Origin of the sequence: Moorena bouillonii PNG, assembly GCF_001942495.1 — a bacterium.
Taxonomy (GTDB): Bacteria; Cyanobacteriota; Cyanobacteriia; order Cyanobacteriales; family Coleofasciculaceae; genus Moorena; species Moorena bouillonii.
The window spans coordinates 3,322,686-3,339,423 of the sequence record NZ_MKZS01000001.1 but is presented as its reverse complement, the minus strand read 5'-3'; the positions used below and the strand labels follow the sequence as shown (position 1 = coordinate 3,339,423).

The following is a 16,738-nucleotide window of genomic DNA, read 5'->3' as shown; positions in this document are numbered from 1 at the left end:
TGGCAACAATGAAATGATTGCTGTTCGCCGTACCGCCTGTTGGTGGATGACAGGAAAACCCTCTGGTTGCAACAGTGGCGCAACTGCTGACTATGTCGAGAGAGTACTCGGCTTTTATCAGCAGCAACATAGGTCCACACCAGTATTCGCACCAGTAGAGGATCCGCAAGTCAACACTCTTGATCCGCAACTCAATGCTCTTGTAGAAGCACTGCGGCTTTCGGCACCACCGAATCGCCCCAATGATGGCATGTACAGCCAGTGGCAAATTTTACCGGCCATAATCCCGAGCTGGACATCCCAATGTGCAGGACAGGCCATGACACCTGCACAATTTGAAGCCAACCCAACCACAGCACGCAGTGTTGTGGCTTGTATCATCAGACGGGAACTAGATATTGAATTGAGAGATAGTGGCAACAATGAAATGATTGCTGTTCGCCGTACCGCCTGTTGGTGGATGACAGGAAAACCCTCTGGTTGCAACAGTGGCGCAACTGCTGACTATGTCGAGAGAGTACTCGGCTTTTATCAGCAGCAACATAGGTCCACACCAGTATTCGCACCAGTAGAGGATCCGCAAGTCAACACTCTTGATCCGCAACTCAATGCTCTTGTAGAAGCACTGCGGCTTTCGGCACCACCGAATCGCCCCAATGATGGCATGTACAGCCAGTGGCAAATTTTACCGGCCATAATCCCGAGCTGGACATCCCAATGTGCAGGACAGGCCATGACACCTGCACAATTTGAAGCCAACCCAACCACAGCACGCAGTGTTGTGGCTTGTATCATCAGACGGGAACTAGATATTGAATTGAGAGATAGTGGCAACAATGAAATGATTGCTGTTCGCCGTACCGCCTGTTGGTGGATGACAGGACAACCCTCTGGCTGCAACAGTGGCGCAACTGCTGACTATGTCCAGAGAGTCATGGGCTTTTATCAGAACCCTTAACCTTTAACCTTCTTAGAATGCGCGAATTTAGAATTAATAAATTAGAATGCGCGAATTTAGAATGCGCGAATTTAGAATTATACATTCTACATTCTGCATTCTACATTCTGCATTCTGACCAACAACCCTCAACCCTCAACCCTCAACCTTGGCCTTTCGGCCACGCTACGCGAACAACCTTCAACCTTCAACCTTCAACCTTCAAACTTAACCCTTCATGCTGCTTGTCGGGACAACAACAGTTGAACAAAAGTATCACTAACTGTATGGTCTTTAGTATTCGCTGCGTATTGAATTAAGGTTTCCCGCAAGTGCCAAGCAGCATTCCACGGCAGTAGAGTTGCCAAGAGGAAGTACACACCGCGAAACCTAGGGTCACTGATATGCTTGTTTGGCAAATCTTTTCCCTCACCTAGGAACGTCTGCACGATGAAAAAGTCCTGGATTTTGTCGTGGCGGAAGTACCATTCTTTTCGATCATTGCCTGCATGGTCAACAAATATACGACAAATTACCATTTTGTGGCGTTCCATGCAAATCAGTTCTTCAAACCATTTGTCAGCTGGTATAGCTACCTGGTCTTGCAAGCGCATCTGGTAAACTGCTTCAGCAAATGCCTCTAGGGGAAATTTCCTCAGATAGAGTTGTTCATACTCCTGAGCCATATATTGATACTGCTGTTGCTGCAAATTCAGCAAGTCTGGTTTCTGCCCATAGGCTATCATCTGAGCCACTATGGTCAGGTCCATCGGGTTAGACAGCATCCGACGCACAGCTTTCCGTTCTTCTTCTGATTGGTACTCATCTAAAACGGTGTCAATATACTTTTCGCAGGCTTGTTTGTACTTCATACCCGAGATGGGAGCATCTGGGGGCATAATCTTATAGCGGGATAGTAAAAATTCCTTAATCTGCTTAGGTTTTAATGGTTGCAGTACATAGGTCGTAGCGGAGGAAGGAGTCTGGCACTCCATAGATTGGGTCCCGATGATAATATTGCCCTTGAAGTAACTTTCCACAAAAGTGGTAATCATCGCTCGTGTGTCTGGAGTGACTTCATTGAGTCCATCAATACAGATATCAATGGCATCACTGTAAATCAGGTCTCGCAAGAAACCAGAGTCTTGGGCGAATCCATGAAGTTTTGCTTGAATTGCTTCGATCACACCATTAGCGCATTTCTCAGCAGGTAAATAGACGATGATCCGCTTAGATGATTTCACTAAGTGGCGTAGAAACATGGATTTCCCTAATCCTGATTCCCCTTCCAGGACAATGGGTAATTCCAAATCTGGTATTGCTTCTTGAATGGGTTGGATGATATTTTTGCCTTTGCACTGGACTTCCAAGTTAGGAAAGTAAGCTTGCTCATCAAAGTTTTCTAAATCTGCATCTGACAGCAAGGATTCCTGGAAGGGGGCAAATAACTTCGAGCGTAGAAAGGGAATCCAAGTTAGGGCTATACCCACATACCCCAGTCCAAAAAACTTCCGCACCCAGGGATTCCAAAAGAAGATAGCTTGGACTTGGGGGGATTTGGGATAAACCAGTATCAGTCCGAACCAAAATAGCATATGAGTTAGCCAGATAATCACCCCTCGCCCAAAAATTTTCTGATAACTACGAGATTCCTGTTCTTCCTGGAGATGATAAAGACCACCACGAACGGTTTCTATCCATCTATCGTGGAAAATTTTATCGGTGTCTTGCTCTAGGCGTTTGATAACTGTTTCAAATTCCAGTATGGATGTTTGCAATTGCACTTTGGTGAGCTGCTTCTTTTGTTTTCCAAGCTTAGAAGCAATTTCGACAAGGGCAGAGGCGGCGGAATAGCGAACATCGATAGATTCATCTTTCAACAGGATTATTAAGTGAGGAACAGCCTGAGTCCCTTGCGTTCCCATCTTTCCTAGAGCAGAGGCGGCATAATAGCGAACATAGACTGAGTTATCCTTAAGCAACTCAATTAATAGAGGCAGAGCATCCTTAGTTGGCTCTCCAATTTCCCCTAGTATCTCGGTAGCGTAAATCCGGATCAGAATAGATTTATCGTTCCTGAGTTGCTCAATGAGCTGGGAAGCAACATCTTTGGTTTTCTCGGCAATCTGCTCTAGGGCATTGACGCTAGTCCTGCGAACCGATAAGGATGTTTCATCCTTTAGGGCTTCAATCAGGTAAGGTACAGCTGACTTGGCTGCCTCTCTTTTATTCCCTAGGGCATAAGCAGCATTAGCACGAACCTCAGCAGATTTATCTTTCCTCAGGACTTCAATGAGCTGAGGTACAGCCTCATGGGTTTTATTTCCCAAGTTCCCTAGGGCATAAGCACCATTGGCACGAACTGCAGCAGATTCATCCTTAAGTGCATCAATCAAGTCAGGGATAGCCTGATAAGATGCTTCTCCCATCAATCCCAGAGCAGAAGCGGCTTTGGCCCGAACTGCCGCCGAGTCATCGTTCCTTAGGGCTTTAATTAACCAAGGGACAGCTTCATCCGCTTCCTCTCCCATACTCCACAAAGCAACAGCAGCTCCCTCCCGAACTGCAGCAGATTTATCCGTCTTCAGGGCTTGAATCAGTAAATAGACAGATTTTTGACCACATTGGAATATAGCTTGTTTAGCGATTGTATTGTTTATATCGTTGAATCTGGCGATATTAGTCTTAATCTCTGCTTGAGTACACCCTTGAGCTAAGGCAGGACTACAGGGCAGCAGTAGCAATGAGCAGCCCAGTAAAAACACCTTGAGCACTGAGGAAGTGGGTTGTTTTATGCACCTAATCATAGAAGTTCTCCAAGGTTTCGTTAGTATAGATACAAGAATCTCTTCAAAAATCCAGTTTTATGTCTCTCAAGGGCTATAAAAGTACCCTTGGGGGTACTCTTGAAGATTCCCCACTCCCTGATATAGCGCTACGCTTAGCGTCAGAAGTCAGAAGTCAGAAGTCAGAAGTAAACTAGACTCACGTTTCGGAGTTTAGGAGCGATGCAGCGCGGTCTTGGGGAGGCAGCGCTGATAGCTTACTGTTTTAAATATTAAGTTTTAGGAATATTAAGTTTTAGAAATATTAAGTTTTAGGCATTAATACTCAAGAATTAATACTTAAGTATTAATTCTTGAGTATTAGGGACAAGAAGCGTAGTTGAGGGCTTCCGTGCTTTCCGAGGAGCTAGCAAACTTGGTCAGAACCTCCTTAGCCTATAACCTGAATCACTGGATAGGATCTAATTTGGTTTTTTTTTCTTAACATTTGACTTTTTTGGAAAAAAGTGTCAAAATAGATACAGAAATAAAAATTGGAATTGAATAAACATTGAGGTCTCTGTCGGCTCAGTGGCTCTCAACTCAGATGTCCTGAAGTAGATCAGCCGTAGAGAATCCAAGAAAGTAATGCCTAGGGCAGGCTTGCCTAACCCTTAGACAGAATTCCTCACCTGGCCAAGCAACTTATTAAGCAATTCTTGGCCAAGCAACTTATTAAGCAATTCCATTAAGCAATCTCATTAAGCAATCCAATCGGAGGTATTCGAGCAATGAAACTTTCTTACCGAGGTGTTAGTTATCAAAGTGAACCATCTACCCTAGAAGTATCTGAAGGGGAAATTGGTGGAACTTACCGGGGTCATAGCTGGAAAGTTCACCGGATTAAGCATAATCCTTGGCGTAAATCATCGGCTAACATGACCTATCGTGGTGTTAGCTATAAAAGAGGGTAGCTCTTTGTATAACTAGTTTTGTTTGAGTCAAAAAGTGCTGGGTGCTGGGTGCGTCAAGACCTCAGGGCTGAGTAAACATTGATCACATATTACTCAATACTAAACATTTCAGTACTAAACATTTTAATACTCAGCATTTCGGTACTCAGCATTCTAGTACTCAAGATTTCATTACTCAATATTTCAGTACTCAACATTATTCAAAGCACTCAAGACTATTGAAAAAAGTAGTCTGATATTATTATTAGTCAATCGGAGGGGTAATAGATATGAAACTTAGGTATCGTGGTGTAAGTTACGACGCTGAACCCTCTCTACTAGAAGTGAGAGAGGGTGAAATTGGTGGCACTTATCGGGCTCAGAATTGGAGAGTTCACTATCCCAGACACATGCCTGAACCGCCACCGGTAAATCATCTGAAATGGCGTGGTGTTTCTTACTGCACTGGTAATGCAACTGTAACTAATACTGTCGCTGATTCTCAACCAATGGCTAAATCGATTTCTACTGTAGCGGCAAAGACATCGATTGCTCGCCACCGGCTGCAAAAAGTCTTGAATGAGAGCAGAAAAGTTCATCTGGCTACGATGCGCCAAACTTTGGAACATCGTCTAGAGGTAGCTAAAGCTAACGGTGATCAGAATTTGGTCAGGCTTCTAGAAGATGAGTCAAAGCAGATGCAGCCTATCTAGTGAGTTAACCCAGATACTCTCACAACTCTCTAACATCAGACACGGCGATCCATAGCGATCGCTTTTTTGATGCTTTGATTTTTGATGCTTTGATGACTTGCCACACTCTGGTAGGGCAATATTTTGTAACAATTGTCTTACATGAAGCCCGCGCACAGGTAAATCTATGATGCTGAACTCTTATCGTGAACACCTAGCTGAACGGGGAGCTAAAGGAATTCCTCCCCTACCCCTAAGTGCTGAGCAAACATCCCAACTTTGTGAACTGCTGCAAAATCCACCAGCTGGGGAAGAAGAAGCATTAATGGCTATGTTACGCGATCGCATTCCCCCTGGAGTGGATGAAGCAGCTTATGTCAAAGCCGGGTTTTTAACTGCGATCGCAAAAGCAGAACTCACTAGTCCCCTAATTTCCCCCCAGGGTGCTGTAGACCTATTGGGTACTATGGTCGGAGGCTACAATGTCCAATCCCTAGTTGAGTTACTCCAGTCTAATCACACCACCCTAGCAGCAGAAGCCGCTACTGCCCTAAGTAAGACATTACTTGTCTTTGATGCCTTCAATGATGTTCTAGAAATTTCCGATATCAATCCTTACGCCAAGCAAGTCATCGATGCTTGGGCCAATGCTGCTTGGTTCATCGGGCGTCCCAAACTACCGGAAGCAGTTACTGTGACTGTATTTAAGGTACCCGGAGAAACCAATACCGATGACTTATCCCCGGCCACTCACGCCACCACTCGCCCAGATATTCCGTTACATGCCTTGGCCATGTTGGAATCTCGGATACCGTCGGCTTTAGATACTATTGCTAAATTAAAACAAAACGGGTATCCTGTGGCTTATGTTGGGGATGTTGTTGGTACTGGTTCATCCCGGAAATCGGCAATTAATTCCTTACTTTGGCATATTGGTGAAGATATCCCCTATGTTCCCAATAAACGGGCTGGGGGATATATCTTAGGTAGCAAAATTGCCCCAATCTTCTTCAATACGGCTGAAGATTCTGGTGCATTACCCATTGAGTGCGATGTTTCAACAATGGAAACTGGGGATGTGATTACCATCCATCCCTACAAGGGTGAAATCACTAACCAAGCTGGGGAAGTCATTTCCACCTTTACCCTCAAACCCGATACCATCCTTGATGAAGTCCGTGCTGGTGGACGGATTCCGTTACTGATTGGGCGATCGCTTACGGATAAAACCCGGGAAGCTTTGGGATTAGAACCGAGTCCCCTGTTTACCCGTCCAACCATGCCAGAGGATACAGGCAAAGGCTTCACCTTAGCCCAGAAAATGGTCGGTAAATCCTGTGGCTTAACCGGTGTTCGTCCAGGTACCTCTTGCGAACCGATCATGACTACAGTTGGTTCCCAGGATACCACAGGACCCATGACTAGGGATGAATTGAAAGAACTGGCTTGTCTTGGTTTCAGTGCGGACTTAGTCATGCAAAGCTTCTGCCATACTGCTGCTTATCCCAAGCCCGTTGATGTCAAAGTCCATAAAAAATTGCCCGACTTCTTTGCCTCTCGTGCTGGTGTAGCCTTGCGTCCTGGGGATGGCATTATCCACTCTTGGTTGAACCGGATGTTATTACCTGATACCGTAGGCACTGGTGGAGACTCTCACACCCGTTTCCCCTTAGGCATTTCCTTCCCTGCCGGTTCCGGATTAGTCGCCTTTGGTGCCGCTTTGGGAGTCATGCCCTTAGATATGCCGGAATCTGTGTTAGTGCGTTTCAAGGGTGAATTGCAACCAGGGGTAACCTTGCGGGATATTGTTAATGCTATTCCCTATGTAGCTATTCAAAAAGGATTGCTAACCGTAGAGAAGAAGAATAAGAAAAATGTCTTCTCCGGACGGATTATGGAAATAGAAGGATTGCCCGATTTGAAAGTTGAGCAAGCCTTTGAACTTACTGACGCTAGTGCAGAACGGTCTTGTGCTGGCTGTACCATTAAGCTAGGAGTAGAAACAGTATCTGAGTATTTGCGTTCCAATACAGTGCTACTGAAAAATATGGTGGCACGAGGCTATAACGATGCCCGTACGATCATGCGTCGAGTGGCCAAGATGGAAGAATGGTTGGCAAATCCGGTACTGATGGAAGCAGATCCAGATGCAGAGTATGCTGAAATTATCGAGATTGACTTGAATGAAATCACTGAGCCGATTGTAGCGGCTCCCAATGACCCAGATAATGTGAAATTGTTGTCTGAAGTCGCAAGCGATCGCATTGATGAAGTCTTCATTGGGTCTTGCATGACCAATATTGGACACTACCGTGCCGCTGCCAAAGTCCTAGAAGGGGAACCCCCTGTTAGCACTCGGTTGTGGATTTGTCCCCCTACCCGGATGGATGAGAAACAACTAAAAGAAGAGGGAGTTTACGGTATCTTTGGCATAGCTGGTGCCCGGACTGAAATGCCTGGATGTTCCCTGTGCATGGGTAATCAAGCTCGGGTTGCTGATCAAGCCACCGTATTCTCCACCTCTACTCGTAATTTTAATAATCGTATGGGTAAAGGTGCCCAAGTCTACTTGGGTTCTGCTGAATTAGCAGCAGCTTGTGCCTTATTAGGTCGGATTCCCAGCCCTGAAGAGTATCAGTCAATTGTAGCCGAGAAAATTAATCCCTTTGCTAGTGATTTGTATCAGTATTTGAACTTTGATCAAATCGCTGGATTTGAAGACGAAGGACGAGTGATTCCTATCGAAGAAATGCCGAAGATTGAAGATATTTTGGGTATCCCAGCGGGAACCCTTAAGTAGATTACTTTGAGTTTAGTTTAGCTGAGTTTTCGGGTGAGCTGTTTGGTTCACCCGATTATTTATGTCACTTATATCAAGGTTGGTTGAACACTTAGAATTAGTAGATAAAAGGGAACAGGTAACAGGGAACAGGTAACAGGGGATAAGGAGGAAGATTACCTACCAAAAGTAAGGTATATTTTTTGATAATTGATTCTCTTAACATGATATTATACTAAGACAGATTTATAGCAAAGGATTGACTTCTGTGATACTTCAACACTTAGAGCAACAACTTCTTGCCCTTAGCCCTGGTGAAAAACTTCATGTGATTCAGTTACTCGCTCAAAGTCTCACAAACAATTGGCAAGGAATTGAGAAAAACCCTAGAGTTTGTGGGGAAGAAGCTTGTATTGCCAATACTCGTATTCCCGTCTGGTTACTTGTAGAAGCTCGTCGTCTTGGATACAGTGATGGTGATTTTAACAAGTTATCCCACAATTACAGCTGCTGATTTAGCTAATGCTTGGGTATACGCAAAAGCTCACCCCGATGAAATCGAAATAGCGATTGAGCGCAATGAGGTAGCCTAGTAGATGGCACGTTTTTACGCATAAGAAGTTAGGCGAGGGAAAACCCCTCATAATAACAATGCTTGACTTAACTAAAATCCAATCCATTGCTGAATCCTATTCTCCCCAAGAACTATTTGCTGCTTTAGTTTGGCAGCGCCGATTCAATGAGTTTGATGGCCCAGAAGTTATTACTGACCTTTCTAAGCACAGAGATTTATGGGCAAGCTTTCTGTTTACCAAACCAGTCTTCGCCCCAGATGAAAATGGCTTAAGTTTTGGTGGTTTGCTAGATACCCTGCTGGCAATGGCAAACTATCGTCCAATGCCAGATAGCAGCATTATTCATTTTGTGGCCTATCCAGCAGATACCCTATACATACTTGCAGAAAATCAAGATACCAAAGTTTCCCAACTAATAGATCTGGGTAAAAAATGGCGAGCTGACTCGGTAGAGGTAACTGATGGCACAAACGAAGAGTATAGTTACCGACTCAAACGCCGATTGAGATATCGATATGAAGGGGCATTATGGGGAGACGGTATTCAACGTGATCGCGATGCAGTTGTTGTTTGCTATTGGTGGGATTGAACTGTATTTAAGCTATCAGCAATCAGCCACACAGGATTTTTCCCCGATTCCCGATTATTAAACTAAGCCAGTGAGTCACCTCACTGACTCGTCTTCAAAACCGTACGTGATACTTTCGCATCATACGGCTCCTCATTACATGAACCATTTTCATTGGTACCTTCATAGCTTGTGGCTATGTTTCCTATCGTGGCAGTGTAGGTGTAGTAGTTCCAGGTTATCTGGTTTGTTACTACCGCCTTTTGTGCGTGGTATGATGTGATGCACTTCTAATTGGTCATTGGGTTTGAACTTGAGTTTACATTGTGGGCAGATTCCTTTTTGTCTCGTAAAGAGCCTTCCTCTTGTACAAGACATTTCAGGGTGTTTGCCCATTCTGTTCCCCCAATATATTAGGTCGCCATCATATGGACTTCTGGTTTCTTTGACTTTGATATGCCTAACTATTGGTGTTTTGGCATGTTTGGGTAGGATTACCTCTTTGTCTTTGAATACCCAGTTATCTCCATTGATTGTTCCCCAGTACTTGTTCTTAACCCATTCATGGGATTTCTTTGGATGTCTTCGGTTTCCCCATCTTCTGAGTTTGTTCCATAGCATGTCTACCAGGTCGCTATATGTTTCTTTGCTGCACACAGAGCTATAGTAGTTGCACCATCCTTTAATTTGGGATTTTAATTTGTTGATTAGGCTAGCTTGTGGTGCGGCTTTATGTGTTTCAACGATTCTGGCTAGTTTTTCGTAATGCTCTGTCACTTTTTCGTTGGATGGTTTGATTATGGTTTTGAAGCCTTGTTTGGACTGGTTTTTCCCTACTTTATGTTGTTTTACCTGAAAACCCAGGAAGTTAAAACCTTCATATGTGTGGGTTATTTTCGTTTTACTAGGCTTCAATTCCAATTCCATTTCATTCAGCCATTTGCCAATTACTTCAAGGCATTCTTCTACCACTTTCTGGTCTTTGTGTATTATTACGAAATCGTCCGCATATCTGATGAGGCTAAGAGCTTTACGATTTTTCTCTTTAGTCCCCTTCATATTATTGGCGTATTCTTTAATACACTCTTCCATTCCGTGGAGGGCTATGTTCGCCAGCAAGGGGGATATGATTCCTCCTTGGGGAGTCCCCTCATTTGTAGGTGAGAATGTTCCTTTATCCATCACTCCGGCTTTAAGCCAGGATTTTATTAGTTTTCTTAGTGTTGGATAAGTATTCAGTTTTTTTCAGCAATGCTTCGTGGTTAATCTTGTCGAAACATTTGGCTATATCCGCATCTAAGACCCATTTTGGTTTTTTGCCTATACAGTTGAAGATGGCTTCTATGGCATCATGACATGACCGTCCTGGTCTGAATCCGTATGAATTCGGTTCAAATTTTGCTTCCCATTCAGGTTAAGCGTGCCTGTTTGGTAAGAGCTTGTAGTGCCCTGTCATAGATAGTTGGTATACCTAGAGGACGTTTCTCGTTACGACCGGGTTTATCTATCCAAACTCTTCTGGTGGGTTTTGGTTTCCTGTGAATTTTAAGGGTATCTACTAAGTTTAGTCGCTGCTTATTGGTTAAAGCTTTGCGCCCATCTATTCCGGCAGTTCTTTTTCCTTTATTTTCTTGGGTTACCTTTCTCACCGCTAGCATCTTTGCTGACCAGGATTTCATCAGAGTCTTCTGAAGTTTTCTTACCACGGGGACATTACCACGTTTAGAGGCTTGATATATTCGTTTTTGTAACTTAAATACAGTCATTTCTAGCTTTCGCCAATTGACCTTATTCCATTCCGACTGTGGGATGAATCCCCGAGCTTTAGACTTTTTCATTACTACTTGCGACCATATCTTTCCATGTAACGTGAGTCCGTCTGCGTATCTTAGGCATTACCCTAAGCTTTTGCTTGTGACTCAATCTCGCCTCCAGAGAACTTGCGGCTAACTACCTACTTAAGAATCGACCTTCTTAAGAGTGCCTTTGGAGGTTATTTCGTTCCTAATATCCATTCTTTGAACTTTTAGGGTGGTACTATTCACCGGAAGTGCTTAGGGAAATCAGTATAAGAATCGGGAACCTTATACTCCTTTGACTTCGTGACATTTTGTCTGTAGCGTATCAACCTTCTTTCGCTACTCAAGTCGTGACGATGATTGTAACGTACCTTCCTTGCGTACCCATGAGTTCCTTGCCTGCTACTAACATCTTGTCAGGTTTAGGATGCTTCGCTGTTCGACCCTTGCATTAATCCAAAGGTTTGTTAGTTCCATTGAATCAGGGTAGGGCTGTCACTCGGATTTCACGAGGGATGGTTTTTCACCATCATGGATATTAAGTTATCTAGGTTTTACCCTAGTGGCTAATCTTCCTCTGATGTTTATGCAGCAGAGTTTCTAGCCAACGAAACGCACCCCGATTCCCGATTCCCGATTCCCTAAAACCCAAGAATTTGCAACTCACCCAATTTAAAGAAGATGCCAGGAGGCGGACTTGAACCGCCGACACGAGGATTTTCAGTCCTCTGCTCTACCAGCTGAGCTATCCCGGCTTGCTTTTTTTGACGCCTTATTAAGTCTAACAAAGCTAATCTGGATTGGCAAGTAAATCAGAAAATTTTTTTTTGTGCGATCCAGCCCTTGTGGCACAGGCTTCGACGCTGTGGCATCAATTCTTGTTGCCGATTCCCGATTCCCGATTCCCGATTCCCGATTCCCGACTCCCGATTCCCGACTCCCGATTCCCTATTCCCTATTCCCCACTTTGCCGCGAAGTCTAGTATATAACCAAATCACTCAACCACCCTCAGCCAATGTTTTCCCTAACTCAAACCAGTACCCGCCAGCGAGAAATCCTAGAAGTTGTCTTCCGAAACGGTTGGGATTACATGCGAGGACTCCTAACGGGCAACAAAAATAATGACGAACCTCAACTCCCCCCTCCTGCTGTCCTTCGCAACATTTTAATCAATTTAGGTCCGGTGTACGTTAAGTTAGGACAACTTCTGTCTACCCGTCCCGACCTATTACCAGGAGCCTATGTGGAAGTCCTGACTGACTTGCAAGCCAATGTACCACCAGTAGCCTGGAGTCAAATCGAAAGCCTGCTACAGCAAGAACTAGCCAAGCCAATCTCAGAAACCTTTACTACCATCAATCCCCAAGCCATTGCTGCTGGTTCCATTGGTCAAGTCCATCGGGCTACCCTCAAAAATGGTCAAGACGTGGCCCTGAAAGTTCAACGTCCTGGGATTGACCAGATCGTTGCCCAAGATATTGCTATCATTAGAGGCTTAGCAGAGTTAGTGTCTCTGACGGAATTTGATAAGACTTACGATATCGTTGCCATAGCCGATGAATTTGTTACTGCCCTAGAAGCAGAACTGGATTTTACTCAAGAAGCTAACTATACCGATAAACTCCGCAGTAATCTATCCAATAGCCGCTGGTTCGATTCCCAGCAATTAGTCATACCAAAGATTTACTGGGATTTGACCAGCCAAAAGCTACTTACCATTGAGTGGCTGGAAGGGGCACCTCTGCTATCGGCGCAATTATCACAAACTCAAGAGGGCAAAGATACCCAGACCCAGCGACGGGAAATTACCACTCTGTTATTTCGGGCTTTTTTCCAGCAGGTTTACATCGATGGCTTCTTCCATGCTGACCCCCATCCCGGAAACATATTTTATCTGAGGGATGGTCGTGTCGCTTTATTAGACTGTGGCATGATTGGACGCTTAGACCCCCGCAGCCAACAGATTTTGACGGAGATGCTCTTAGCAATTGTAGATTTAGATGGCAAGCGATGTGCTCAGTTAACCCTACAACTATCTGAAGCCGGTGAGTCGGTCAATTTATCTGGCCTGGAAAATGACTATGACCGCATGCTGCGGAAGTATTACAACCGAAGCCTCTCCAAAATCAACTTTAGTGAAGTGTTTTATGAGATACTGCAAGTCTCGCGAAATAATAAAATCCGCTTACCCGGTAATATGGGTTTATATGCCAAAACCCTAGCTAACTTGGAAGGGGTTACCCGTGGGTTTTATCCTGAAATTAACCTGCTCGACCAAATCAAACCCCTGATTACGGAAGTGTTTCGGCGTCAACTCCTGGGAGATGATCCGTTACAAACCCTTCTGAGAACGATTTTGGATATCAAAAGCCTGTCATTGCGATCGCCTTCTCAAATCGAATTATTTTTAAACCGGGTCAGTTCCGAAACCCTGAAGTGGAATATTACTGTCCAAGAGCTAGACAAACTACGTTACAGTATCGATGATTCCGCTAATCGACTCTCCTTCAGTATTGTAGTCGGTTCCCTGATTGTGGGTGCAGCAATTGTGGCCTCAGGAAGCCAAACTCCCCAGATGTCTGTGGTTACTAATATCCTGTTTGCTGCTGCTAGTTTTTTAGGCTTGTGGCTGATTGTTAGTATCTTGCGTTCGGGACGGTTACGGTAATTTGATCAGGGAGTAGGGAGTAGGGAATCGGGAATCGGGAATCGGGAATCGGGAATCGGGAATCGGGAATCGGGATCGAACTTTGATCCCCCCTAACCTTAAAAAAGGGGGGAATTAGATTCAACAGCTTTGCTTCGACTGCTAAACCTTAAAAAAGGGGGGAATTAGATTAAAAAGTCCCCCTTATTAAGGGGGATTTAGGGGGATCTGAACCAGTGATTAACATCACTGAAATTCACCCCTTACAAATCCTGTAATTTTCCTTCGGATTTAGCTATCATTGCTTCCTCAAGTAAGAAGTCTAACTTACCATCGGCAATATCAGCTTCAAGCTGTTTATCCCATAGTAACCAGTCTTTTTCAGCAAACCACTCTCTCAAGCGCACGAAATCTTCCTTAGAGAGAGCCTCAATTTCAGCTTGAATCTGTTCTACTTTTGTCATCAGAAAAAACTGAATGCAATACTGGTGATTAAACCTCTATAGTCTAGCATAAAAATTAACTTGTTATAGCCTATAGTTTTTAGCTTGTAGGGTGGGCAAAAAGCGATGCAGTCGGCCAAAGGGGGTTTCCCCCATGAGCGACTGCATCAAGACACAGTTTGGTTATGCGTGAGTATTTATAGATTAGATTACTTTGCCCACCCTACTTTAATTGCTATATAGTTGATTAACTTTTGCCTCTTGCCTCTTGCCTCTTGCCTTTCCCTTTCCTTCTGCCTTCCTAGGTCAGCTCATCCCGCAATCTTTGAAGATTCTCGCGGCAAGCGACAGTCCTGGAATGAGTTGACCCTAACTTTCGTTCAAAAATCTCCAAGGCTTGGACAAAAAGAGGTTCTGCCTCCGAGTAACGTCCCTGATTAGAGTAGAGTTCTGCCAGACGGTTGAGAGATTGTGCGATATGTGGGTGTTCTTTACCATATAGTTTTTTTGTAATCTCCAAGGCTTGGACAAAAAGAGGTTCTGCCTCACAGTACCTTTCCTGATCCCTGTAGAGTACTGCCAGATTGTGAACGGACATAGCGACATTTGGGTGTTCTTGACCGTATAGTTTTTTGAACATCTCCAAGGCTTGGACATATAAAGGTTCAGCCTCACAGTACCTTTCCTGATACATGTAGAGTAATGCCAGATTGTGAACGGAGATAGCGACATCTGGGTGTTCTTGACCGTATAATTTTCTCCTCATCTCCAAGGCTTGAACACAAAGAGGTTCGGCCTCGCAGTACCGTCCCTGATAACGGTAGACTAATGCCAGATTGTTGAGGGAGATAGCGAGACGTGGGTGTTCTTGACCGTATAGTTTGTTCCTGATCTCCAAGGCTTGGACAAAAAGAGGTTCGGCCTTACAGTACCGCCCCTGATAATTGTAGACTAATGCCAGATTGTTGAGGGAGATGGCGACAGAGGGGTGTTGAGTACCTAAAAGTTTTTTCCTCATCTCCAAGGCTTCAACATAGAGAGGTTCGGCCTCACAGTACCGTCCCTGATTCTCGTAGACAGATGCCAGATTGTGGAGGGAAGTGGCGACAGCTGGGTGTTCACTGCCTAAACGATTACGGGTAAGCTCTAAGCCTTGCTCTAACCAGGGTAATGCCTGCTCATAAGTCCCTTGACCTTCGTAAAACCAACCCAGACCCTGGAAAGGTTGGTATAAATCTTCATCCTTGAGCCAGTCTAAGAGTACTGTCGCAGCTTCTGTCAGGTGAGGGATGGCGGGACTAGCTGTAGCAATATCCTTTTGTGTCGTTGCTTTGGGAATTTTATCTGCCACAGCCACCATTGCGTGAGTAAATCCCTGCTTGAGTTGATCAGCTCGATCACACAGTTCCATTTTGTCCCGTAGGAACTCTCGAATCAACTCGTGCAGCTGGTAGATTCCCTGACCCGTGCGCCCAAGTAAATTCAGTTCCAACAGACTGTAATCTCTAATATCTTCTAAATCCTCTGAGTCTTGGTCAGGCAAACAATTTTCCACCAAATTCCAGGGAATGGGAGCCAAAGCAAACAAACTCAGCAGACAACCCAACTGCTGGGCTTGTTCATCCAGTTCAAGCCAACTCAACTCAAAGGCTGCTGCTACTCCCCTTTGTGCAGTCATAGTAGCAGCTGGTTCTTTTAGCGATCGCTGTTCCAAATGCTTTTTTTCCAACCGCTGCTGCATATCTGCCAGGGATAAATCCTTTTTCTTTTTTAAATATCGCCCTACCAATTCCAAACCTAGGGGCAGATATCCCAACCATTTGCATAGTTTTTTGGCTTCCGACCACTGCCGGTTTAGTCTTTCTTTTCCGATTAGGGATTCCAATAACTCTAAGGCCGCCTTTTCCGAAAGTACTTCCAGGGCTAACAGATCAAAAGACTCTGCTAACGACTGCTTCCTGGTAGTAATAATAATCTTAAAACGGGGCTGATTTGGAGGCAGATAGGGTTTAATTTTATCAAATTCAGTAACATCATCCAAAATCACCAGCACCAAATTATCCGATGGCTGCCAATTGTCCCAGCACCATTGAGCCTTTTGTTCGACAGAGAGAGGTTTTCCTGCTTTTTCTTGAGGCACTTCCAAGTTCATTTCGAGCTGGGCAAACTCTACAATTTGAGTCCCTAAATCCACATCCCGCGCCTGCAGCCAGCAAACCCCAGCGAGATAATGTTTCCGGTAATAGTTGATGACATATTGCAGGGCTAATTCAGTTTTACCGATACCACCCATGCCAGAAATAGCAGAAATTACCACCCGTTCTCGCTGCTGTAGGCGCTGGTGTAGAGTTTCCAGTTCCGGTTCGCGTCCAACGAATTTGGAAACATGGGTGTGGGGCAGATTTTGGGGAATGTCTATTAAACCTAGTCCATCATCAACTTTTTTTTTTGCGTCTTCTTCTTTACTATCAGGATGACTATCAGGATTAACTGCTGCTTTCGGTTGAATTGGTGGCAGAGGAGTTGTTACAGCAAGTTTCGCCCCCCTAGCCCCCCAACTTTGGGGGGAAATTGAGTTA

Annotated in this window: 11 protein-coding genes, 1 tRNA gene and 2 pseudogenes; 8 read left to right on the top strand and 6 right to left on the bottom strand. The window is 44.6% G+C overall.

Features of this window, described 5'->3' with window-relative positions; genetic code table 11:
* A partial coding sequence (locus tag BJP37_RS41020; RefSeq protein WP_198954036.1) for a hypothetical protein occupies positions 1–958 on the top strand: 958 nt, incomplete at its 5' end.
* A 215-nt stretch (positions 959–1,173) separates the two neighbouring features.
* On the opposite strand, the gene BJP37_RS13570 is transcribed toward BJP37_RS41020, so the two are convergent.
* On the bottom strand, positions 1,174–3,744 hold the full coding sequence (locus BJP37_RS13570) for a HEAT repeat domain-containing protein (RefSeq protein ID WP_075899480.1): 2,571 nt from the start codon (positions 3,742–3,744) through the stop codon (positions 1,174–1,176).
* A gap of 749 nt (positions 3,745–4,493) precedes the next feature.
* Here BJP37_RS13570 and BJP37_RS13565 point away from each other — a divergent pair.
* From BJP37_RS13565 to BJP37_RS13545, 5 genes and pseudogenes are all read left to right on the top strand, one after another.
* Complete coding sequence (locus BJP37_RS13565) at positions 4,494–4,676, top strand: DUF4278 domain-containing protein (RefSeq protein ID WP_070392931.1); 183 nt, start codon at positions 4,494–4,496, stop codon at positions 4,674–4,676.
* Positions 4,677–4,945: 269 nt separating this feature from the next.
* Positions 4,946–5,368: an arginine synthesis PII-interacting regulator PirA gene (gene pirA, locus BJP37_RS13560; protein WP_075899478.1), complete on the top strand. Its 423-nt coding sequence runs from the start codon at positions 4,946–4,948 to the stop codon at positions 5,366–5,368.
* 169 nt (positions 5,369–5,537) lie between these two features.
* Positions 5,538–8,147 carry a bifunctional aconitate hydratase 2/2-methylisocitrate dehydratase gene (gene acnB, locus BJP37_RS13555; protein ID WP_075899476.1) on the top strand — a complete coding sequence of 870 codons (2,610 nt, stop codon included), beginning with the start codon at positions 5,538–5,540 and terminating at the stop codon, positions 8,145–8,147.
* A 247-nt stretch (positions 8,148–8,394) separates the two neighbouring features.
* Positions 8,395–8,719 (top strand): annotated as a pseudogene (locus tag BJP37_RS13550) (DUF433 domain-containing protein).
* A 58-nt stretch (positions 8,720–8,777) separates the two neighbouring features.
* Positions 8,778–9,290 (top strand): hypothetical protein, encoded by a 513-nt coding sequence (locus BJP37_RS13545; protein ID WP_075899474.1) that lies wholly within the window; start codon positions 8,778–8,780, stop codon positions 9,288–9,290.
* An 80-nt stretch (positions 9,291–9,370) separates the two neighbouring features.
* Here BJP37_RS13545 and ltrA read toward each other — a convergent pair.
* Positions 9,371–11,107 (bottom strand): annotated as a pseudogene (gene ltrA / locus BJP37_RS45320) (group II intron reverse transcriptase/maturase).
* 643 nt (positions 11,108–11,750) lie between these two features.
* Positions 11,751–11,823: transfer RNA gene (locus tag BJP37_RS13535), tRNA-Phe, on the bottom strand.
* A gap of 45 nt (positions 11,824–11,868) precedes the next feature.
* Between BJP37_RS13535 and BJP37_RS36465 the strand changes: the two genes are divergently transcribed.
* Together BJP37_RS36465 and BJP37_RS13530 are read left to right on the top strand one after the other, a co-directional pair.
* The gene (locus BJP37_RS36465) at positions 11,869–12,051 is read left to right on the top strand and encodes a hypothetical protein (protein ID WP_143727601.1); all 183 of its coding nucleotides are present in this window, start codon (positions 11,869–11,871) and stop codon (positions 12,049–12,051) included.
* A gap of 33 nt (positions 12,052–12,084) precedes the next feature.
* Complete coding sequence (locus BJP37_RS13530; protein WP_075899472.1) at positions 12,085–13,737, top strand: ABC1 kinase family protein; 1,653 nt, start codon at positions 12,085–12,087, stop codon at positions 13,735–13,737.
* Here the strand turns inward: BJP37_RS13530 and BJP37_RS39145 are convergent.
* From BJP37_RS39145 to BJP37_RS13520, 3 genes are all read right to left on the bottom strand, one after another.
* On the bottom strand, positions 13,706–13,861 hold the full coding sequence (locus BJP37_RS39145) for a hypothetical protein (RefSeq protein ID WP_158069569.1): 156 nt from the start codon (positions 13,859–13,861) through the stop codon (positions 13,706–13,708). The two genes, BJP37_RS13530 and BJP37_RS39145, sit on opposite strands and share 32 nt — an antisense overlap.
* 118 nt (positions 13,862–13,979) lie before the next feature.
* Positions 13,980–14,180 carry a hypothetical protein gene (locus BJP37_RS13525; RefSeq protein ID WP_075899470.1) on the bottom strand — a complete coding sequence of 67 codons (201 nt, stop codon included), beginning with the start codon at positions 14,178–14,180 and terminating at the stop codon, positions 13,980–13,982.
* Positions 14,181–14,460: 280 nt separating this feature from the next.
* The coding region (locus tag BJP37_RS13520; RefSeq protein ID WP_198954035.1) for a tetratricopeptide repeat protein at positions 14,461–16,738 on the bottom strand (2,278 nt) is incomplete at its 5' end.